The following is a 22,587-nucleotide window of genomic DNA, read 5'->3' on the forward strand; positions in this document are numbered from 1 at the left end:
TGCGTGGTAGACTGTTTTCCAGTGATGAAAACGTTGATCAATCGGCTCTCTCTTCGAATCGCTCGGTCGCCAATCGGTTTGGGTGTCGGCGCGTTGCTCCTCACGACGACTGCCCGCGCACAACCGATCACGTCACCCTTCGCCGCGCCGGCCTCGGACCGCGCCGTCGCCACCGCCGCCGCCCAGGTCGCGGGCTACTTCGCCACTGCCTCCACCCAATCCGATACCGTCGAGATCCGCGACGTCCGCCAGTCGCTCGTGCGATCGATCCCGCGTTCGCGCTTCGCCACGGCCGCACCGTGGATGAATCTCGACACCTCCAACGATGGCCCGACCTCGCTTGCCTTCACCGACTCAGGCCGCCTGCTCTACATCGCCCTCTCCGACGCCGCGCCTGCCACAGACTCCCAGCCCTCCGACGCGATCCTGCGCTACGACGTCGACGCCGACATTCTCACCGTCTTCCTGCGCGTCGAACTCGCGTCAACCGACGAGCCACTCCGACACGCGGCACTCCTGCACTTCAAATCCCGCCTCTATGTCGGGCTCGAATCCGGCATTCTCGCGATCTACAACGCCCCGTCCAGCACCGGCGCCGGCACGCTCGCCTTCGCGGTCGCCTCGCCGAATGGTCAGCCCCTCACAGGCCTGTCCATCGACCGCGACACCTCGACGCTCCATGCCTCGTGGGGCGATTCCATCTATCGCGCCTCGGCCATCTCCACGCCCACAACATTCACCCTCACAGGCTCGATCCCCTCCATCCGCGCCCTCGCTTACTCCACACACTTCGGCGGCAACCTCAACCCAGGCCTGTACGTTCTCACCGCGCCCGCCGCGCCCGCGAGCGGTGCGATCAAGTACCTCTTCCCCGGGATGGCCTCCGGTGCCCTCTCGTTCCTGCCCTCTGACTACGCCACACTCCCCGGAGATCACCACGATCTCGCACCGACCAGCGACGGCGCCATGCTCCTCGCCAGCGACTCCACCGGCGCCACGCTCCTCCGCGACCAGAGCGACACTCGCCTCACTTTCGAGTCATGGCTCACCGACGAGATCGCCCAGGTCGTCACCATGTCACGAAGCCTCACACGCCCCGACGGCTACGTGATCGATGGCGACACCGACATCGGCGTCGCGCGGTTCCACCCCGCCACCCCCGATGCCGCCGCCTGGGCCGTCTTCCTCCTGCTCACCGCCGACAGCGTGCTGGGCGACACCAACGCCCAGGCCGAGATCCGCACCATCCTCGCACGCCACGCCGGCAGCCTGAGTGGCGCCGATCCCGTCCGAAGCGCCGATGGCATCTTCAAGCACTGGATCGATCCGCTCACCGGCAACACCAAATCAGGCTGGGCCGACGAGTACGCCACGATGAGCACGATGAAGATCGCGCTCGCCGCCGTCCGCGCCTCGGCGTACTACCCCAGCGATGCCTCCATCAAAGAGAGCGCCCGCCTCATCACCTGTGGCATCACCAACTGGGACTCCTACTTCCAGGCCGGCACCGACGCGATGTATCTGAAGGCCCTCGCCGGTGGGGGCCCAGACCCCTTCAGCGCCGCCGGGGCGTACCACGAGGGCATCCTCTTCACCGCCCTCGCCGCGGCCTACGGCGGCATCCCCGCCGACTTCGTCTACTCCCGCTGGCTCAATCGCGCCCTGTGGCCCAACGCCCAATACGTCCCCGGACGCACCGTCACCGGCAATCAGTGGGGTGTCCACCAGTCCGCCTTCCTCTCCAACTACGCCAATCTCCTCCTCCCCGAGTACCGCGCCTCCGCCGACTGGCGCCTCAACATGCGCAACGTCCGCATCAACCACGCCGCCTGGACCGACGACAACGCCCCCAAGTACAACACCGTCTTCTCCGCCGGCACCACACCCACCGGCTACAACGCCGACTCCCTCTCCAATCACCCCAGCGACATCACCACCTTCACCTCGCTCATGGCACTCTCCGCCGACGGCACCACACCAGACGCCGTCGGGGCGTACAACGCCTACCGCCGCGGCGCGCGACAGGTCTTCACCAGCGGTGCCTCCATCCTCTACCGCCGGAGCAACACCTCGTCGATCTACGAGCCGAACTCGTGCGGCATGCCCGACGTCGCTCTCGGCGCCCTCGGCCTCGCCGAACTCGTCCAGCCAGGGTTCATCGACGCCGTTCTCGCCGCACCCATGCCCCCCTGCCCCATCTGCATCGCCGATGTGGACGACGGCAGCGCCACCGGTCACGCCGACGGCGGCACAACCATCGACGATCTGCTCTATTACCTTTCCCTGTTCAACGCCGGCGATCTCCGCGCCGACGTCGACAACGGGTCAGGCCAAGCCTTCCCCGACGGCGGAGTCACTATCGACGACCTGCTCTTCTACCTCACTCGGTTCAATCTCGGATGCTGACGTGATGTGTTGATACACCTCGCGATCACAACTACTTGATCACGCGCTCGAACCCCAGCGCCCGCCGCAGGTCCACAATCTCGCCGCAATGCGTCCCGTTGTGGAAGATCATGCGAAGCCCAAGTTCCCGTAGGGACATGTCGTTCTTCCCCCATGGGATGCGCTCTTCGAGACGCTCGGCGGGGAGTTTCCGCAACGCCTCCGCCACACGGGCACATGCACCATCGAAGATCGCCACGCACCGTGTCCATTCGGGATAACTCGCCCCGTCGCTCATAGGAGTCGATCCGACCGCCACGCCCTCCACGCCGAAGCGTGACGCGTCGCCACGTGTCGAACCCTCAATGAACACATCGCCCGGGAGGACACCGCCATCCAGTCGCATCGCCGCCCGGTGCATCACAAACGCGAGATGCCCCAGCGTCCATGCCGCATGATTCGGCAGGCCAGGAGCCGTCCGCGTCTTGTTCTCGTCCGTGAATCCGGCAAGGAACCGCTCCAGCAACTCCCGGCTGTTCTCGACGCCCAACGCGATCGTCTCCTGCTCCTTCATGTCGATCTCCCAATATGCACGTGGTCGCCGTGCTCGCCCGTGAGCACTCACGATATGGGCGAGCCGAGGTCTCGGATATGATGCCGCCGTCCAACGACCGTTGCTCGCCGCGTCGCGGTGTGCCTCGTCGTCCGGGCGGGTAGCTCAACGGCTAGAGCATTCGCCTTACACGCGAAGGGTTCGGGGTTCGAATCCCCGCCCGCCCATTCTCGTCGGCACGATCGCATGAACGCCCTCGACCTGCTCTACCTCCCAATCGCCCTCGCCACCGCGCCCGCGTGGGCAACCAAGAAGCGCGAGGGCTGGCGAGAAAGGTTCGGGCACGTCCAAGCGCTCGCGAACATCGATCGCCCACGCGTCCTCCTCCACGCCGTCTCCGTCGGCGAGGTCAACGCCCTCCGCGAACTCGTGCCATTGCTCACCAAGGACATGGACGTGGTCGTCTCGGCCACCACCGACACGGGCCTCGCCCGCGCTCGCGAGATCTATTCCACTCAGGCGACAGTCGTTCGATATCCCCTCGACTTCTCGTGGAGCGTGCGCCGTTTCCTCGACGCCGTGCGACCCAGCGTTGTCGCCCTCACCGAACTCGAGGTCTGGCCGAACTTCGTTGCCGAGTGCCAGCGACGAGAGATCCCCGTCGGCGTGATCAATGGTCGTCTCAGCGCCCGCTCCTTCCGCGGCTACAGGAAAATCCGCCGCCTCATCGCCCCAACGTTCGCCCGCCTCGCCTTCGCCGCCGTGCAGGACGAGGACTACGCCGAGCGTTTCCGCACGATGGGTGTCGTCCCCGGCCGCTGCACCGTCACCGGCTCGATGAAGTGGGACACCGCCAAAATCCGCGACCACGTCGAGGGCGCCGACCAACTCGCCAGAGAACTCGGCATCGACCGTACCAAACCACTCGTCGTCGCCGGCAGCACCGGCCCGCTCGAAACTGGTCCGCACGCCAACGAGGAAGCCCTGCTCCACGCCGCCTGCCCGCCCGAGGTCCAACTCCTGTGCGCACCGCGCAAACCCGAGCGATTCGACGAGGCCGCGCGCGCCTTGCCGAACTGCGTCCGCCGAAGTGTGACCAAAGGGTCACCTGTTCCGCCCGGCGCGACCCGATTCCTCCTCGACACCATCGGCGAACTGGGCAAGGCCTACGCCCTCGCCGATCTTGTCGTCGTCGGGCGATCCTTCGGCAATCTCCACGGCTCCGACCCCGTCGAGCCGATCGGCCTCGGAAAGGCCACACTCATCGGCCAGAGATTCGGCGATTTTGAGTTCGCCGTCGCATCTCTCCAGAATGCCGGTGGTCTGAAAGTGGTTTCCGCCGACCAACTCGGCGATGTGATCCGTCGACTGCTCTCGGATCCCTCGGCCCGGCAGGACCTTGCGCGTGCCGGCAGGGCGTGCATCACCCGTCATCAGGGCGCAAGCGTTCGCCACGCCGACCTGATTCGCCGGATGTTTGAAGGCAAGGCGATTGGGCCTGATGAGGTGGTTGGAGTTCGTCAGGGTCAGGTTTTGTCAGGAACCGGGCCATGAAATCCGCCCCGACTTGTGCGAGCGGCGTAATTTAGAGATGATGCAACAGGATGCGGCGGCGTTCGTAGCCTTATGGGGTCAAAGGACGACCCCTCGGATCGTCAGCAAGGCCTCCACGCCACACGGCGGGACGCTCTGACGCACGGACGCCGCGGGACTGTGCCCCAAAGAGGCATGGTCCCGGGGAAGCCACCGAGGCAGCCGACCATCCTTGAAGTTCGTGGAATCGTCGTCGCCTGACCGCGACGGCTATGGAGTCGCCCGATGTCGAAAGCCCGGAAAGCTCGGCGTGTCGTTTCCGCCCCCTCATCCAGCCGCGTTCCCGTTGCGCCGGCCCGTCTCGAGCGTCTCGAGGAGCGTGTCTTCCTCTCCGCCGATCTCGGCGCACAGGCGATGATCAACTGGGGTGGACGTGAGGTCTCGGTTCTTGCCGGGTCCTACATCGTCACGCTCGACAGCCACATGACCAGCGACCAGGCCGAACTCGTGGCCCGCGAGGCGGCAACGCGACTAGGCGTCTCGGCCTCGTCGTTCGAGATCATCGGCGAGGGGCGATGGATCACCTTCACGACGAACGATTACGTCTCCAAGGAGGCTGCGTCACGCGTCTCGGGCGACATGGGTCGCGTGCTCGCGATCGAGCCCAACGTGGTTCGTCAACTCGCGGCCACACCCAACGACCCGAGCCTCTCGCAGCAGTGGGGGCTGATCAACTCCGGGCAGCAGATCCCGCCGGGCGCGGGCCCGCTCGGGACCGCCGGGGCTGACATCAGTGCCGCCGAAGCGTGGGATGTCACCATCGGCGATCCCACCGCGGTCGTCGCGGTCATCGACAGCGGCATCGACCTCACCCACGCCGACCTCGCCGCCAACATCTGGGTCAACACCGGCGAGATCGCGGGCAATGGGATCGACGACGACGGCAACGGCGTCATCGACGACATCAACGGCTTCGACTTCGGCACCAACTCGCCCAACGTCACCGACACCACCGGGCACGGCACGGGCGTCGCGGGCGTCATCGCCGCCGTCGGCAACAACGGCGCGGGAATCACCGGCGTCAGTTGGAACACCAAGATCCTCCCCGTGAAGGTGACGGGCCTGGGCGGACAGAACTTCACCGCCTCCGCCGTCATCGCCGCCCAGAACTACATCACGCGCCTCAAGCAACGCGGCGTGAACATCGTCGCGGCGAACGGGAGTTACGCCGACATCAGCCAGGACGCGTACGCCAACGGCCCGCTCCAGGCCGAGATCACCGCCATCACCGAACTCAACAACGCCGGTGTGCTCTTCGTCACGTCCGCGGGCAATCAGGGCCTCGATCTCGACGATGGCAACACGTTCTTCCCCGCGTCGTACCAACTCCCGGGCGTAATTAGCGTCGCCGCCACCGACAACAACGACGCCCTCGCGGCCTTCTCGAACATCGGCGCCCAGACCGTCGATCTCGGCGCGCCGGGCGTCGGCATCTTCACGACCGGGCTCTCGGGCTCCTTCAACTTCGTGAACGGCACGAGTTTCTCGTCGGCGTATGTCGCCGGCGCTGCGGCGCTCCTCAAGGCGGTCGCTCCCACGGCGTCGCCCACGCAACTCAAGCAGGCCATCCTCAACGGCGTCGACGCGCTCCCCGCCCTGCAGGGACGCACGATCTCCGGAGGCCGACTCAACGTCGCCCGTTCCATCGAGATCATCTCGATCGCCGGCCCGGTCCTCACCGCGGCCAATCCTGGTCCCGTCACCGGACAGAACGATCCGACCACCAACCTTCCCATCAACACCATCACGCTCGAGTTCAGCAAGCCCATCGACAACAACCCGAGTTTCTTCAACACCGGCGGCGTGAGCGTCATCGGACGCGGGACCGACGGCGTCTTCGGCGGCGTCGATGTCACGATCCCCGTCACCGGCATCGCCGTGGACGCGGGCGATGCGCGCCGCGTCGTCATCTCGCTGAACCTCGCGACCTTTGCCGGATCGCGTTTGCCGCTCGACACCTATCGCGTGACCCTGGCCTCGAGCGCCATCCGCGATACCGACGGCAACTTCCTCAACGGGAACACCGTGAGCGGACAGGACGAGGTCCACGAGTTCCGCGTGATCGCGCCGACCGGCGACAACGAACTCAACGACACGCTCGCCACCGCGACCAGCGTCTCGTTCGACTCCAACGGGAACGCGTCGTTCAACGGGGCCACTATCGGCAACGGCTTCTTCGCCAATCTCGACGTCGATCTCTACATGCTCACCCTCGCGCGAGGGGGTGAGATTACCGCCGAGACCATCGCCGCCCGGCGTTCCATCCCCAGCAACCTCGACACCGTCATCCGCCTCTTCAACTCGCGCGGCGAGCAGATCGCGTCGAACGACCAGTTCTTCGGGACCGACTCCTTCATTGACTTCTTCGTCGCCTCGGGCGGCACGTACTACATCGGCGTCTCCGGGTTCGGCAACGCCGCGTACAACCCGGACGTCGGAGGCTCGGGCACGACCCAGTCGCTGGGCGTCTACGACCTGCGCCTGAATGTGCGCTTGTCGCAGGACGAGGTTGTGAACTACGCCCCGCCGGCGTCGGCCCTCCCGCGGCGCATCCCCGTCGCCGAGAACCAGACCCAGGGCACGACGACCTCCACCATCGCCGTCACCGATTCGCGGAGCATTCTCGACCTCAACGTGCGCCTCAATCTGACGCACTCGTTCATCAGCGATCTCACCATCTCGCTCATCGGCCCGGACAACACCGAGGTCGTCCTCTTCAATCGCCGCGGCGGCTCCACCGCCAACATCACCAGCATCGTCCTCGACGACGAGGCCTCGACGCTCATCCAGAACTACCGCATCACCGGCGTCACGTCCTATCGCCCCGACAACGCACTCAGTGCGTTCGACGGCAAGGTCGCCAACGGCAACTGGACCCTCAAGATCGTCGATTCCATCCCCCTCAACTCGGGCAACCTCATCGACTGGTCCATCGACTTCACCTTCGGCAACAACATCTTCGGGCCTTTCGAGTTCAACGACACCATCACGACGGCCAAGCCCGTCACGGAGATCGCCGGCATCGGGACCGCCGCCCGCGACGCCTTCCTCGGTGATGGCGCCTTCGGCGCGAGCGATCGCGACATGTTCGCGATCACCGTCGATCCCGGCACGTCCCTCAACGTGATCGCGACCTCGCTGGGCCAGGCCAACACCGCTCTGCGGCTCTTTGACTCTTCGGGCACACAACTCGCCCTCTCCAGCCCCTCGACGAGCAACAACAGCAACATCGAGAACTACATCTTCACCTCCGGCGGCACGTACTACATCGCCGTCTCCGAGTCGGGCAACACCACCTACAACCCCCTCAACACCAGCGACAACGCCACCAACACCGGCGCCACCACCGGCAACTATCGCCTCAGCATCACCGTCACCGCAGGCGTCGGCGACCCCGGCACAGTCCTTGACGGCACGCTCATCAACGTCGGCGTCGGGACCGATGGCACGCTCAACGCCGCGGATTCGAACGGCAACACCGTCGGCCTGCAGTTCGGCACGACGCCCCTCGAGTTCCTTACCGGAAACGTCCAGACCTTCATCAGCGCCGGCTCCTCCGCCGGGAGTTTCTTCAACAACGGCCCCGGCGGCACGACGCAACTCCCCTTCTCGCTCATCTCCACCTCTGACGAGTTCAACAACGCCCTCACCGCGACGGGTATCTACCGCGGTCTGCGCGTCCAGCGCACGCTCTCCTTCGCCGACGGCGACTCCTTCATCGCCATCGATATCGTCCTCTCCAACATCGGTACCTCCTCGCTCACGGGCGTCGGCTGGCTCGAGGGCTTCAACCCGAATCCCGGTCAGTCCACCGCCGACAACACGCCCAACACGGCGATCGACGTCGATGGTCGATACATCCGCGCCACCTTCACCAACAACACGTTCCAGCAGGGCCTCACTGTTGCCCTCGGCGCTCCCGCCGCCGACACTCGCGCCTCGGTCAACGTCGTCAACGCGACGACCACGCTCCGCGATCCCAATCAGTTCTTCGCCCTCCCCGCGAGCGACCCCGAGGGGACCTCGCTCGACGGGCAACTCGCGATCGGCTTCAACGTCGGCACGCTCGACGCCGGTGCCTCGACGCGTCTCCGCTACTTCATCTTCATGGGCAACGACCCCGCCTCCACCGCCTCGATGTACGGGCAGGTGAACAACGGGTCTGGCTCGGGCCACCTCACCGCCACCGTCACCAACAACGCCGGCAACATCATCATCACCAGCGACAACCCCGCCCCCGAGGCCCTTCAGACCGGCGGCTCGCTCGTCACCATTCCGACGCTCCCCTACTCGCTCTATTACCCGGAAGGCTTCTCCGGGCCGAACATCACTACCACGCTGAGCCTCGTGAACCCCAGCGCCGCGGCCACACGAGTCGTCGTCATCGCCCGCTTCGAGACCGGCGTCCGCGACCAACTCATCTTCGATTCCACGCTCACCGCCGGCCAGCGCACCAGCCTCGAACTCCTCTCGCCGGCCTCCTTCGCCGCGTCCACCGCGACCATCAACCGCAACAACGCGCCATACGCCCTCGAGATCCGCTCCGAGAAGCCCATCTCGACGACGTTCACCCACGTCGACGGCAACCTCACGGGCGGAGCCGTCCGCACCGCGGGCGAGTCCTTCACCAGCCGCACGAGCGCCTCGTGGACCTTCCCCGAGGTCGCCAAGGGCGGCGCCAACCGTGACTTCATCCTCCTCTTCAACCCCACCGACACCACCCAGACCGTCACGCTCACCTTCGTGCCCAAGTCTGGTGGAGCATCGATCACCGTGCCGATCGCCGTCGAGGCCCACCGCCGTGGCGGCATGGCGATCAACGATCGATACTTCGATCAGAACAGCGTCTCGCAGTTGCTGCCCGATGGCGTGTATGCCGTCAGCGTCGTCGCGGCGTCGCCGATCGTCGCCTCGGTCTCTCGCTACGACGCGGCGGGCCAGCGCGCCGAGGCCGCCCTGGGCAACGTCGGGCTTGGCTCGACCTCGGGCGTGAATCCCGACGGGCAGTTCGGCCTCAATGCCACCGCCGAGACCGTCTCGGTCTTCAACGCCGGCGCCACAACCTCCACCGTCACCTTCACCTTCATCTTCGCCAACGGCAGCGCCGATCGTCGCCTCCTGAGCGTCCCCGCCCGCAGCGTCCGCGAACTCAACCTCGCCACGCTCTCGGGCTTCCCCACGGGCCAGGCCTACAGCATGACCTACACCGCCACCGCTCCCGTCTCGGTGATGACGCCCTCGCAGGCCTTCAGCAACACTGTCCTCGGCTCCACTGCCGACCGCGCGTATACCTACTGGACCTTCGGCGACGGTTTCCGCCCGGGCGGCAACGTCCGCCTCGTCAACGAGTACCTCCGCGTCTTCAACCCGTCGAACGCCGACGTGACGATCGAGATCACGATCAACTACGCCGGCACGCCGGGCAGCGAGGTCTTCCGTCGCACCGTCAACTCCCGCCGTGTCGCCGAGTTCAACGTGGACGACTTCATCACGGGCACGCGCCGCAACGCCGACGCGTTCTATGGGATCACCATCAAGGCCTCCAAGCCCATCGTCGCCTCCTACGGCCGGGCCGACCTCGTGACCGGCAACGCCTTCAGCACCCTCGGCACGCCCCTGGGCATCTCAGGTGCCGTGCTCTAAAGCAACACGAACCATCAAACGCACCACGGCCTCCACGACATCGTGGAGGCCGTGGCGTTTTTGCCGCGTCGTCGCGCTACGATCCGGGTCCAAAAACGTTGCCCGGCATGTCCGGGCACACACGCCAGCGAGGGCGTAGCTCAGTTGGTAGAGCAGCGGCCTTTTAAGCCGTAGGTCCAGGGTTCGAGTCCCTGCGCCCTCATTCATTCGAGGGGTGCGTCCGCGCTCCTCCGGGAGTTCGCGTGCACGACCCATCCCTCTACGTCCTCCACGCCGCCTGGCACGACGCGAGCCTGGTCCTCTGGGCCGAGCACTCCGGTGCGCCCCACCCGGCCCAGAGCGCGACCGAAACCGTCGCGGTCCATCCCCACGCGATCGATCCACTCCCCGCGATTCGCGCCCGATCCTCCTGGGCCAGGTCGCACGAGCCCGAGGCGCTCCAACTCGAGGTGCGCCTCCCCGCGCTCTCCGGCACGGTCCTCCCCAGCGCCCGCCTCGCCCTGGCGCTCGGCCACTCCACCACGCACGAGGCGGCCACGCTCGTCCTCGCGAGCGCCACGGTCCCGGCTCGCGTCGCCCCGCCCGGACACACGCTCTCATTCCTCTCGGAAATCCTTGACGATTCTTCGTCCGAGTCCGGACCGCGACTTGTCCTCGCCGACTCGCTGCGGTTCTTCGCCTCGCTCGCCGACTTCGCGCGGTCCCTCCTCGCCCAGCAGCGATTTGTCCCCATGCTCATGCAGTCCGCGAGCGGCGAACTCTCCGGGTGCTGGGCGCCGTGGCTGAGCGACCAGGCCAACGCGGCACGCACGGCGGCCCTCCTCGCCGCCATGCCCGCGAGCGCCCGCGCCGCCGTGGACGCCACGAATCACCAGCCCTGGCCGATCGTCGATGCGTTCTTGCGCGAGGTGATCAACGCCGAATGCCGTCGCGCTCTGATGCGCGAGGACTTCGAGGACGCCATCCGCGAGCGCAACGCCGCCCACGATCCCCACGTCGCCTGGCTCAGTGGCCTGCTCGCCACCAACGACGACATTCCCGTCCTGCCGCAGCATCGCCCCGACCTCGCCAAGCGTGTCCGCCACTGGATCGGCCTGCTCGAGGATCGTGGCGAAGGCTCCGCCTGGCGACTCTGCTTCAAACTCGCCGAGCCGTTCATGCTCGACCCGACCGAGGAGACCACCGACGCCGAGTGGCAACTGACGTTCCACTTGGAATCCGTGGACCGTCCGGGCCTGGTGATCGATGCCGACGACGTCTGGATCCTCCCGGGCGACTCCGCCGTGGTGCATGGCGTCCGCGTCGAGAATCCGCAGGAGCTCCTCCTCGCGGAACTCGGACGTGCCGTGCGTCTCTATCCGCGACTCGAGCGTGCCCTCGACGAGCCCAAGCCCACGCGCATGGGTCTCACCACCAAGCAGGCCTACGAGTTCCTGCGCGAGATCAAGCCGATCCTCGTCGAGCAGGGATTCTCCGTCAAGGCGCCCGACTGGTGGGACTCCCCCTCCGCGCGACTCGGCGCACGGCTTCGACTCGAATCGTCCGAGACCGATCCCTTCGGCGCCTCGGGGGGCGGCGGTCTCACCAACGCGGCCAACCCGCAACTCGGCCTGGGCGCGCTCGTCAAGTATCGCTGGGACATCGCCGTCGGCGACACGGCCCTCACGCTCCACGAGTTCGAGCAACTCGCCGCCAAGAAGACGCCGCTCGTCCGCATCAACGGACGCTGGGTCGAGATCCGCCCCGAGGACCTCGCCGCCGCCATGCGTTTCATACGCGAGAACCCCGGCGGCGAGATGTCCGTCCTCGAGGCGATGCGTCTCGCCTATGCGACCGACGTCAAGCAGTCCGGCATCCCCATCGTCGGGATGGAGGCCACCGGCTGGCTCGAGGGCTTCCTCGCCAGCGACCTGCAGTCACGCAAACTCGAGGCTATCGACACGCCCGACACGTTCCATGGCACGCTCCGCCCGTATCAGGCTCGAGGCGTCTCCTGGATGTACTACATGGAGCGTCTCGGCTTCGGACTCTGCCTCGCCGACGACATGGGCCTGGGCAAGACCATCCAGTTGCTCGCCCTCCTCGCGCTCGAGCGCGAGCGTGCCGCCGACGCGACCGCTAACGTCGCGAAGCCCGGCCCGACACTCCTGCTCGTCCCCATGTCGGTCGTGGGCAACTGGGTCCACGAGACGCGCCGATTCTGCCCCGAACTTCGCGTGCTCGTGCACCATGGCACGGGCCGATTCCAGGGTGAGTCGCTCGCCATCGCCGCGGGCGAGGCCGATCTCGTCATCACCACCTACGCCCTCGCCAATCGCGACCGGGCGCACCTCTCAACGATCCCCTGGCACCGCGTCGTCCTCGACGAGGCCCAGTACATCAAGAATCCGACAGCGAAGCAGACCCAGGCCGTTCGCGAACTCCAGTCGCCCCGGCGCGTCGCGCTCACCGGCACGCCCGTCGAGAATCGCCTCACCGAACTCTGGTCCATCATGGACTTCCTGAACCCCGGCTATCTCGGCACATCAGGGAACTTCCGCCAGCGCTTCGGCGTCGCGGTCGAACGCTTCCACGACAAGGTCCGCTCCGAGCAGTTGCGCTCGCTCATCCGTCCGTTCGTGCTCCGCCGCCTCAAGACCGACCCCAACGTCGTCGCGGATCTCCCCGACAAGGTCGAGTCGCGCGAGTTCGGGCATCTCACCGCCGAGCAGGCCTCGCTCTACGAGTCCTGCGTCTCGCGCATGCTCGCCGAGGTCGAGGCCGCCGAGGGAATCCAGCGCCGCGGGCTCGTCCTCGCCACGCTCATCAAACTCAAGCAGATCTGCAACCACCCCTCGCTCGTCCTCAAGGACCACGATCCCGAGTCGCCCAACCCGCCCGACTCGCAGCGCTCGGGCAAGTGCATCCGCCTCATCGAGATGCTCGACGAGGTCGTCGCCGAGGGGGACAAGTCGCTCATCTTCACCCAGTTCCGCGAGATGGGCCACATCCTCGCCGCGCTCCTGCGTCACCAGTTCGGACGCGACGTCCTCTTCCTCCATGGCGGCACAACCCAGGCGCAGCGCCAGAACATCATCGACACCTTCCAGAACGACCCGAACTCGTCCCCCTTCCTCATCCTCAGCCTCAAGGCCGGCGGCGTCGGTCTCAACCTCACCGCGGCGACGCACGTCTTCCACTTCGACCGCTGGTGGAACCCCGCCGTCGAGAACCAGGCGACCGACCGCGCCTACCGCATCGGGCAGACGCGCACCGTCCAGGTCCACAAGTTCGTCGTCCAGGGCACGCTCGAGGAACGGATCGACCAGATGATCGAGTCCAAGACCGCTCTCGCCGAGCAGATTATCGGTTCCGGCGAGCAGTGGCTCACCGAACTCGACAGCAGCCAACTCCGCGACCTCCTCACGCTCCGCCGCGACGCCATCGACGACGAGTAACGACTGCGTGGCTGTGGGGGAGTTGAACAGCGACATCGTCCCAGAATCTCGCGAACCCGGCCTCGTCGCTTTGGGTCGTGACGACTGGGGAATCTCCAGAACCACACACCACGCGAGAAACGCTGGCATCCCGCCGCACCGAATCGCACACTCGCCATGCCGGGCATTGCGCCCGCATCATTTCTGGCCCGTGTGGAGTCGCTCTATGGCGTCGTGGTGGACCATCAGTTCTCGGACAATCTCGTCGTGGCTCGTGGCTCGGAACGGGCAGGCTCCGCGCCGGGCCATGCCGTCCCGCGGATCGGCATCCAGACCCGGCGATCCATCCCGCTGCGAGCCACTCGAGCCTCGCACGCACCTGAGCGCCACGACCTCGATCGATCTTCCCCCCGTCCCGCCGGATCATGCGCCCGCGCCGATTATCGAGAGCCTCCGCGAAAATCGCCTCAGCCCGTCGAGTGATCATGGAGCGGGTGCTCGTAGTGATCACTCGATCGAGATCCTCGCCGCGACGCGTGCCGCCCGCCGGGCCGCATCCACGACGCCTACACCCACTCCGACACCAACGCCAACACCCGAGCCAACGCCGACACCGACTCCCGCGCCAGCCCAGCCCGCGACGCCCCCCGACGTGCCGTATGTCGCACCGTCGCCCTCGGCCCCGTGGTCGCTCATCGGTCTCGACAAACTCCGCGCCGACCCGCGCTTCGCCGGGATCGACGGTCGCGGCTTCTCCACCGTCATCATCGACACCGGCATCGATCTCGACCATCCCTTCTTCGGGACCGATGGAAACGGCGACGGTGTCGGCGATCACATCAGAATCCAGTACGACTTTGCTTATGAGGACCACGACGCCACCGACTACAACGGGCACGGGACCAACGTTGCGGGCATCATCGCCGGCATCAATCCGACCTACGGCGGGATCGCGCCGGGGACCGACATCATCGCTCTCAAGGTCTTCACTGACACCGGCGGCGCCAGTTTCGCCACCGTCGAGAAGGCCCTTGCCTGGGTCGCCTACTTCGCCCAGCAGTTCAACATCTCCGCGGTGAACCTCTCGCTCGGCGACGGCGGCAACTACGCCACCGCGCAGCAGATGTACTCCATCAGCGACGAACTCGCCCAACTCGCGTCGATGAACGTCAAGGTCGTCGCCGCCGCGGGCAACTCATACGCCGAACTCGGCTCGAAGCAGGGCGTCGCGTATCCGGCCGCCGATCCGAACGTGATCGGTGTCGGCGCGGTCTTCGCGGGAGGCTCGGGGACGTGGATCTCCGGCACCAAGTGGGCCGACGCCGCTGTGGACAAGGTTGCTCCCTTCTCGCAGCGCAGCACCAGCATGACTCCGATCTTTGCTCCAGGTGTGAACATCTATGGCCCGAACCAGTACGGCGGGATCTCGTCGTACACCGGCACGAGCCAGGCCTCGCCGATTGTTACGGGTGCGGCCGTCCTCGCCGACCAGATCGCGACACAGGTCCTGGGGCGTCGCCTGACCACCGGCGAGTTCCGCTCGATTATCACGTCGACGGCGGTCAACATCGTCGATGGCGACGACGAGATCGACAGCGTCGCGAACACCGGCGCGACGTTTAAGCGGCTCGATGTCTACGCGATGGGTCAGAAGATCCTCGACATGGCCGCACCGCCGCCCCCTGCTCCCAGTGCCCCGCCACCGCCGTCGCAGCCGGTGGCCTCCGCTCCGGCGCCGACGACGACCGTCACGAAGACGGTCTACAGCCGTTCGGCCCGTCGAATGTCGCTCGAGGCCGACGCGCCGTCGATGTACACGATGCCGATCTCGGTGGCACCATCGAGCGTCATCGCCGCACGATCACGCCTTGATATCCGCCTTGGGCCCGTGACGCAAACGGTCAGCATGCCGGCGTCGCTTCCCGAGTCGCTGCTGCAGGTGAGCACGCCGATCGGCGAGGGGCTGCCGGAGGCCGCGTAGGACGGGTGCGCACATCGGGCACGAAAAAAGCCGGCCCACGCCAGAGGGCGCGGGCCGGCCGAACGATCCGGACTTGTGGAGGAAGAGCCTCCGTTAGTTGGCGCATCCGTCGCGCGAATCGACCATGCACTCGACGAACGCTCGCACGTCGTCGTTGTTGGTCTCGCCGTCGTCGTTGAAGTCGGCGTTGCCCGCGCGGAAGTCCTCGACGAACTCGCGGAGGTCGTTGCTGTTAATCAGCCCGTTGTGATCCCAGTCGCAGGGGCACGTCGAGGCGACGCACGATTCGGGCCCACACTCGGCGTTGTCCCCGCGATAGTGTCCGCCTCGGGCGAAGCACTCGCGACGCGAGAGGACCACGCACGAGAGCCCGTCTTTTCCGGGGACGCAGCACGCGCCGGTCGGGGGCGCGGGCGGGACACAGGTCGAGTCCGTGCACGCCGAGCCGTTCCCGCGATAGCGACCATGAGCCTCAAGGCACGCCCGGAGGGTCATGACCTCGCAGCGGTCGATGACGGCACCCTGGCGGATGCAGCACGCGCCCGTCGGCTGGGGCGGACGAACACACGTGTTCTCGCCGCACGGGACAAAGTTGCCGCGGTACCGTCCACCGGCCTCAAGACATTGGCGTGCGGTCAACACGCTACACGTCGTGCCGTCCTTGCCGACGACGCAGCACGCGCCGGTTGGGGTCGGAAGGCAGATGGTGTTGTTGCAGGTGGTGCCGTTGCCCTGGTAGCGCCAGCCGCCCTCGATACAGGCGCGGGCGGTCATGACCTCGCAGCGGTCCACGATGGCGCCCTGGCGGATGCAGCACGCGCCCGTCGGAGGAGCGATGCACGGGGTGTTGGCGCACGAGGAGCCGACGCCTTGCCACTGACCGCCACGAGCGATACAGATGGACTCGATAAGGATGGCGCATCCGCCGGCATTTGTGGAACTCGGGGGAAGGCAGCAGGCCCCGGTCAGGGGTTGGACATCCGGGCAGATCCCGTTGTCGCTGCACGCCGATCCGGCGCCGCGCCACTGACCCTGGCGCTCGGCGCAACCGGCTTGTGTGTCCATCACGCACGTCGTGATGAACCCATTCTGGCTGAGGACGCGGATGCAGCACGCGCCGCGAGGCGGTGGCGGCGCGCACAAGATCGTCGTGCAGTCGGAGCCGGCGCCGTGCCACTGCCCGCCCTGGGCGATGCAGATGGACTCGATCACCATGACGCACGCCGGGCCGCCCGCGGGCGAGATTGGCACGCAGCACGCGCCAAGCACCGGCTGGACGATCGGGCAGTCAACCGTGTTGCACGTCGAGCCAGAGCCGTGCCACGTCCCGCCACGCTGGGCGCAGATGGCTTCAGTCGCCAGAATGCAACCGCCGATGGCGCCGGCGACGTTCGCCGGAAGGCAGCACGCGCCCAGCGGAATCGGGGCGCAGCCGTTGGTCACACAGTTCGTTCCCAAACCTCCCCACGTCCCTCCACGCTCGGCGCACCCGGCCTGAGTCGTCTGCAAACAAATGATCGGTGTGGTCGGGGTGGGGCTGGGGATGCAGCACGCGCCGGTCTGGGGCTGGATGGTCGGGCACGACCCGTTGTCGCCGCAGGTCGTCCCGGGACCACGGAACAGGCCGCGCATCTGCAGGCACGCTTCGGGAGTCACGACGCTGCAGGTCACCGCGCCGTTGGCCTGGACGCAGCACGCGCCGGCATTGGTGTTCTGCGCGCTCGCGGACGTCGCCACAAGGCAACACCCCGCCAGCGCACCGATCAAACCGCGGACTGAAAGATTCCACATCATCGAAAACTCCTTGGAGTGGTCGTCGGCGCCCGCCACGAGAGAGCGGCCGCGCCGAAACGCCTCAACCCCGATTCATGGTGTACCCGATAATCACAATTGGTGCAACATGAACAAGAACCAAACTGAGAGGCGGAGCCAAGACCGATGACTCGGTGGCGGGGAATGCCCGGGGCGAACCTCGCCGCGGCTCTCATGCAACCCAAGTCTTGGGTCTCGGCCCCGGCCTCCAGATTGGACCCCCACGAGAGTAATGATCAACGTTCCGACAGCGAGGACATTGCATGCCACAGCACGGAAAGCCTGACCCACGCCGCGTATCTCCAGCCGCCGCCAATGGTTCCGATGGTGATCCGCGTTCGTGGCCAGACTGGGTCCGCACCGCCTTCGTCGCCTTCGCCATCTGCATGGTCGCCACCACGGGCATCCTTGCGTTCCACCACCTGAAGGTCATGGCCGCTCCAGGTTGCGGCGCCGGTAGCCCCTGTGACCTGGCCGCTCGGAGCGAGTGGGCCAAGGTCCCGCCCTCGACCGGCATGCCTATCGCCTTCATTGGGCTGGCGTACTCGATCGCCATGCTCGCCGCCCTCCTCGTCGCCAAGCCGCCTTACCCGCGGGCGCTCGGGTGGATCTCCCGTGCCGCCGCCATCGGCTCGCTGGTCTATTTCGGCATCATGCTCGGCGCGAAGATGATGTGCTCGTATTGCACGGCGTATCACACGGCAGCGATCGCTCTCGCCATCGCGATGCGCCGCGCCACGCGCGCCCCGTCATCGGTCGCCCCGCGCGTCCTCCCCGTCTTCTTCATCACGGCCCTCGTTGCTCTGGCGGCGTTGCAGGGGTCGTATCTCGCCTTCGTCGATCAGCAGAAGTCCGAACTCGCCGAGTCCACCAAACGCATCGCCGAAGCGACCCGCGCCGGGGAGACAGGAGCAGTCAACACTCCGAACACCAACAACGCGACTCCATCCAACGCCACAACTCCTACAACCTCAATACCCCACCCCACGTCCGCGCCTTTCGAGGGCCGCTATCGCCTTGGTCCCGAGGTTTCGCCCGTTCGTGTCGTGCTCTACACCGACTACCAGTGCCCGGATTGCAAGGGCATCGAGGCCCAACTCGAGGCGTCGATCGCCGCCCATCCGGATCTCGCGGCCTCCATCAAGCACTTCCCGATGTCCACGACATGCAACCCGCGCCTCACACAGAACTACCACGCCGATGCCTGCTTCGCGGCCTATGCCGCCGAGATCGCTGGGAAACTCGGCGGTTCCGAGGCGTTCTGGAAGATGCACCGCTGGCTTTTCTCGGTCAATGGCTCCTTCGACGCGGTGACCCTCCGCGCCGCCGTGACCAAGCAGGGTCTCAACGCCGATCGCTTCATGCCCTTGATGGAATCGCCCGAGATCAACGCGTTGATCGCGAGCGATGTTGACGAGGCCTGGTCGCGCGGCATCGATCACACGCCCATGATCTTCGTCAACGGCGTCGAACTCCGTGGCTACACCATCCCCAACGCCCTCACCCAGGCGATCGATGCGGCGTATGCGGCTCGCCCCGCGCCCGCGACCGCCGCCACCGACTCGCCCCTCGACGCGGCCGGTCGCGCCATCGATCTGTGGCAGAAATCCCCGGCCGCCACCATTCCCGCGTCGCTCTTCGCCCACGCCTTCGGCCCATCGAACTCGCCCGTGCAGGTCGTGATGTTCGGCGATCTGAACGAGCCGGGCACCGCCGAGGCCGACACCGTGCTTCGTGCGTTCACCTCCGGCGGCTCGTACCAGATCCGCTACGCCTTCGCGCACTTCCCGGTGAACACCGACTGCAACTCCCAGACCGAGGTGAACCTCCACCCGTATGCGTGCCACGCCGCGAAACTCCTGGAGGCGTCCGCGTTTGTCGCCGGCGACAACGGGTATGCCGCCGCTCTTGATTGGATCCTCGCGCATCGCGCGACGTACGAGCCTGAGGCGGCCCTCGCGGGCGTCGCCGGCGCGATCGGCGCCCAACCCTCGGCCCTTGTCGACGCCATGAGCCTGCCTGACGTTCAGGCGAAGATCAACAGCGACACGGCGCTCGCCAAGCAACTCGGGATTCGCGAGATTCCCTTCATCCTCATCAACGGGAAGCACGCGAGATCGTGGAAGGTCGGCGAGGAGAATCTTCTCCCCAAACTCTTCGAGAAGGCCCGCGATCTTGCCACCAAGCCCTGAGCCACACCATTCCGTGCCGGGGGGACCGAGGCTCGTATCCTTGCCTATGGACCTGTGCCGAGGATCCGACGCGGTGACCGAGGGCATCCGCGTGGTTGCCACACCGGGCTACGACGCGACCGAGTCCGATCCGGACGCTCGGCTGTTCGTCTTCACCTATCGCATCCGCATCACCAACGAGGGCGATCGCCCCGTGAAGTTGCTCTCGCGCCGCTGGGTAATCGTCGATGCCGACGGCGAACGCACCGTCGTCCGAGGCGAGGGCGTGGTCGGGCAGCAACCCGAACTCAAACCCGGCGAGCACTTCGACTACGCGAGTTTCTGCCGCCTCACACGCCCCTGGGGCACGATGGAGGGGACGTATCTCATGCGCGACCTCTCGCCTCGCTCGGGCGAGAGTGATGCGCCGGATGACAAGGCGGAACTCTTCGAGATCGCCGTCGGTCGGTTCTTTCTAGTCGCGCCAAAAGACGTGAGCGCGACCTGATCGATGTTGACGCGAATAGCCCGGAGTCGAATCACTCGCCGATCAGGTAGAACGAGGGTATGGCCTCGGTCACGGTTGTGAACTCGCCCGATTCGCCGGTCGCCAGGACGTGCTGATACGCCCACAACTGCCCGCCCACGGTGTCGCCCGCGGCGAGGCAGAACGGACGGCTCTGCAATGCTCCAAGCGTCACCGTGTGCGACGACGAGGACGAGCAGCCCCCGGCCATGCACGCGAGAACGCCGACCATGCCCAGAACGCCGAAAGTAGTAACGCGACGCATCGGATCTTCTCCAGTCTGAGCGGTGCCCGCTCTGGTTCTCGGAATCGACCGATCCGACGGGCGGCTTCACACAATCGCCGAAACTCGTCCGAGATGCAAGCGGTTCCAGGAACAATCTTGACGCATCCCGGAAGTCGTGGTGAAGTTATCGCCCCGGCCGTCCGATGTTTCTGGTCACGGCCCACCCAAACCGGGAGCCGTCGCGTTGAGATGGGAAAGATTGGTTGGCTGGGTAACATCGCTCGCCAATCACTCCTTCCGGGAGACAATCGTGATGAAGACCGGCTTGAAGAATCTACAGACCGTCGTCGTACTGGGCATGGCTGCGCTCGCCACATTCGCGGCGCCGTCACTCGCGCGCCAGGACACGCCCCCAGCGATTGAATCGACTCCCGCCGCGTCGGAGGAGACGTTTCTCATTCGCAAGGTCTTCGTTCGATACACAACCGAGAACTCGGCCCACCCAACCAGCGATGAAGTCCTCGCGACCACGATCCCGCTGGTCATGGACAACGGCGTGTTGCGTCTTCCCCGTGAGGGCGAGGCCGCGGGCCTGATTCCGCTCGCCCAGATCGCCGAGACCGCAGGCGAGCCGCGTGTCGATTCGCAGACACTTCAGGCCATACAAGCCGCCGTCGCCGCGCGAATCCTCGACATGGGGTACGCGGTGGTCTCGGCGAACATCGATCCGGGCGAGTTTAAGCCCGTGAGCGAGGATCGCCGGTATGTGGACCTCCGCCCCGCGGGGAACGACGAACTCACCGTCATCGTCCTCATGGGCGAGATTACGAGCCTCACGACCAAGGCCAAGGGCGAGCGATTCGATCCGGAGAAGGACACGATCGTCAACAACGCGTCGCACGCAAAGGTTATCGAGCACTCGCCCGTGCAGCCCGCCACCGACGAACAGAAGGCCCCCGACGGGCCGGCCCGCTTCGACCTCATCCGTCGCGACCAGGTGGACGAGTACACCGCACGCCTCTCGCGTCACCCGGGCCGACTCGTCGAGTACGCGCTCGGCGTCGCGGGCACCGGCCCCGCCGACATCGACATGGAGTACCTCGTCACCGAGAACAAGCCCTGGCTCATCTTCGGGCAGATCTCCAACACCGGCTCGGCCTCGACCTCGCGCCTCCGCGAGCACCTTGGGTTCATTCACAACCAACTCACCGACAACGACGACACGCTCCAGATCGGCTACCACACCGCCAACTTCAAGGACTCGCACACGCTCTACGCCTCCTACGAAGCGCCCTGGATGGAGTCGCAGGAACTCCGCTGGCGCGTCTCGGGGTCGTGGTACGACTACGTCGCCTCGGAGGTGGGACTCGCCGGCGCCGACTTCGAGGGCAACGGTTGGGACCTGGGCGCCCAGGCGATCTGGAACTTCTTCCAGAAGGGCGATCTCTTCGTGGACCTCCTCGCGGGCGCCAATCTGAAGCACGTCAGCGTGGACAACAACCTCGCCGCGATCTCCGGAAGCGACAACTTCCTGGTCCCCGGCGTCTACCTCCGCCTGCAGCAGCACCGCGGCACGTTCCGCACCGACGCGACCGCCGGCTTCGAGTTCAACATCGGCGGCCTCGCCGGAACCGACGACGACCTCGACGCGCTCGGTCGCATCGACGCCGATAAAGACTGGCTGGTCTTCAAGGCCGACGCCACCCACTCGTTCTATCTCGAGCCGTTCTTCCCCGAACTCTTCGGGACCACGCCCGGCGAGTTCTCGCAGAAAGGCCACGAGATCGCTCTGGCGCTCCACGCCCAGGCCGCCCTCGGCAGCCGCCTGATCCCCAACGAGCAGATCGTCGCGGGCGGGCTGTACACCGTGCGGGGGTATCCCTACGCCCTGGTCGCGGGCGACTCGGCCCTGATTGGCTCGGTCGAGTATCGCTACCACGTGACCCAGTTCCTGGGCACCTCGGAGCAAGCCGGCGAGTTCTTTGGCGATCCGTTCCGCTGGCGCCCGCAGTACGAACTGGGCCCGACCGACTGGGACCTGGTCCTCAAGGCCTTCCTCGACGCCGGCCGGGTGATGAACAGTGATCGCCAGTCATTCGAGGCGGATTCGACTCTGGTTGGCATTGGCATTGGAGCCGAGTTCTCGATCCGGCGTAACTTCAGCGCCCGCCTGGATTGGGGCTTTGCCATGAAGGACGTTCTGGATTCGACCGGTAACGAACGCGAAAACTCGGGTCACAATGAGCTCTCGTTCGTTATTACGGTCGTCTATTGAGGTCTG

Annotated in this window: 11 protein-coding genes and 2 tRNA genes; 10 read left to right on the forward strand and 3 right to left on the reverse strand. The window is 66.2% G+C overall.

Going from position 1 to position 22,587, the window contains the following annotated elements:
* The first annotated feature begins 24 nt into the window (after nt 1-24).
* Nucleotides 25-2,406 carry a hypothetical protein gene (locus IPK69_12740; protein QQS08829.1) on the forward strand — a complete coding sequence of 794 codons (2,382 nt, stop codon included), beginning with the start codon at nt 25-27 and terminating at the stop codon, nt 2,404-2,406.
* Nucleotides 2,407-2,437: 31 nt separating this feature from the next.
* On the opposite strand, the gene IPK69_12745 is transcribed toward IPK69_12740, so the two are convergent.
* Entirely contained in the window at nt 2,438-2,959 is a 522-nt protein-coding gene (locus IPK69_12745) for a DinB family protein (GenBank protein QQS08830.1), read from the reverse strand.
* 133 nt (nt 2,960-3,092) lie between these two features.
* Here IPK69_12745 and IPK69_12750 point away from each other — a divergent pair.
* The 6 genes from IPK69_12750 to IPK69_12775 all read left to right on the forward strand — a co-directional run bounded on the left by IPK69_12750 (nt 3,093) and on the right by IPK69_12775 (nt 15,571).
* Nucleotides 3,093-3,165: transfer RNA gene (locus IPK69_12750), tRNA-Val, on the forward strand.
* A 19-nt stretch (nt 3,166-3,184) separates the two neighbouring features.
* Entirely contained in the window at nt 3,185-4,492 is a 1,308-nt protein-coding gene (locus IPK69_12755; protein ID QQS08831.1) for a hypothetical protein, read from the forward strand.
* A gap of 264 nt (nt 4,493-4,756) precedes the next feature.
* The gene (locus tag IPK69_12760; GenBank protein QQS08832.1) at nt 4,757-10,174 is read left to right on the forward strand and encodes a S8 family serine peptidase; all 5,418 of its coding nucleotides are present in this window, start codon (nt 4,757-4,759) and stop codon (nt 10,172-10,174) included.
* 129 nt (nt 10,175-10,303) lie between these two features.
* Nucleotides 10,304-10,376: transfer RNA gene (locus IPK69_12765), tRNA-Lys, on the forward strand.
* Between the two features lie 40 nt (nt 10,377-10,416).
* A complete protein-coding gene (locus tag IPK69_12770) occupies nt 10,417-13,611 on the forward strand; it encodes a DEAD/DEAH box helicase (protein ID QQS08833.1) in 3,195 nt (1,064 codons plus the stop codon).
* A gap of 286 nt (nt 13,612-13,897) precedes the next feature.
* On the forward strand, nt 13,898-15,571 hold the full coding sequence (locus IPK69_12775; GenBank protein ID QQS08834.1) for a S8 family serine peptidase: 1,674 nt from the start codon (nt 13,898-13,900) through the stop codon (nt 15,569-15,571).
* A 93-nt stretch (nt 15,572-15,664) separates the two neighbouring features.
* Here the strand turns inward: IPK69_12775 and IPK69_12780 are convergent, their stop codons facing one another.
* On the reverse strand, nt 15,665-17,365 hold the full coding sequence (locus tag IPK69_12780) for a hypothetical protein (GenBank protein ID QQS08835.1): 1,701 nt from the start codon (nt 17,363-17,365) through the stop codon (nt 15,665-15,667).
* 281 nt (nt 17,366-17,646) lie between these two features.
* On the opposite strand from IPK69_12780, the gene IPK69_12785 reads away from it, so the two are divergent.
* Together IPK69_12785 and apaG are read left to right on the forward strand one after the other, a co-directional pair.
* Complete coding sequence (locus IPK69_12785) at nt 17,647-19,575, forward strand: DsbA family protein (protein QQS08836.1); 1,929 nt, start codon at nt 17,647-17,649, stop codon at nt 19,573-19,575.
* A gap of 46 nt (nt 19,576-19,621) precedes the next feature.
* Nucleotides 19,622-20,062, forward strand: a complete 441-nt coding sequence (gene apaG / locus IPK69_12790) for a Co2+/Mg2+ efflux protein ApaG (GenBank protein QQS08837.1) — start codon at nt 19,622-19,624, stop codon at nt 20,060-20,062.
* Between the two features lie 31 nt (nt 20,063-20,093).
* On the opposite strand, the gene IPK69_12795 is transcribed toward apaG, so the two are convergent.
* Nucleotides 20,094-20,345: a hypothetical protein gene (locus IPK69_12795; protein QQS08838.1), complete on the reverse strand. Its 252-nt coding sequence runs from the start codon at nt 20,343-20,345 to the stop codon at nt 20,094-20,096.
* Between the two features lie 286 nt (nt 20,346-20,631).
* Between IPK69_12795 and IPK69_12800 the strand changes: the two genes are divergently transcribed.
* The gene (locus IPK69_12800) at nt 20,632-22,581 is read left to right on the forward strand and encodes a ShlB/FhaC/HecB family hemolysin secretion/activation protein (protein QQS08839.1); all 1,950 of its coding nucleotides are present in this window, start codon (nt 20,632-20,634) and stop codon (nt 22,579-22,581) included.
* The last annotated feature ends 6 nt before the right edge of the window (nt 22,582-22,587 follow it).

This window comes from Phycisphaerales bacterium (genome assembly GCA_016699835.1).
Lineage (GTDB): Bacteria > Planctomycetota > Phycisphaerae > Phycisphaerales > UBA1924.

Coding starts and splice junctions, on each gene's coding strand:
- IPK69_12740 (QQS08829.1), top strand. CDS start 25: ATGAAAACGTTGATCAATCGGCTCTCTCTTCGAATCGCTCGGTCGCCA.
- IPK69_12745 (QQS08830.1), bottom strand. CDS start 2,959: ATGAAGGAGCAGGAGACGATCGCGTTGGGCGTCGAGAACAGCCGGGAG.
- IPK69_12755 (QQS08831.1), top strand. CDS start 3,185: ATGAACGCCCTCGACCTGCTCTACCTCCCAATCGCCCTCGCCACCGCG.
- IPK69_12760 (QQS08832.1), top strand. CDS start 4,757: ATGTCGAAAGCCCGGAAAGCTCGGCGTGTCGTTTCCGCCCCCTCATCC.
- IPK69_12775 (QQS08834.1), top strand. CDS start 13,898: ATGCCGTCCCGCGGATCGGCATCCAGACCCGGCGATCCATCCCGCTGC.
- IPK69_12780 (QQS08835.1), bottom strand. CDS start 17,365: ATGATGTGGAATCTTTCAGTCCGCGGTTTGATCGGTGCGCTGGCGGGG.
- IPK69_12785 (QQS08836.1), top strand. CDS start 17,647: ATGCCACAGCACGGAAAGCCTGACCCACGCCGCGTATCTCCAGCCGCC.
- apaG (QQS08837.1), top strand. CDS start 19,622: ATGGACCTGTGCCGAGGATCCGACGCGGTGACCGAGGGCATCCGCGTG.
- IPK69_12795 (QQS08838.1), bottom strand. CDS start 20,345: ATGCGTCGCGTTACTACTTTCGGCGTTCTGGGCATGGTCGGCGTTCTC.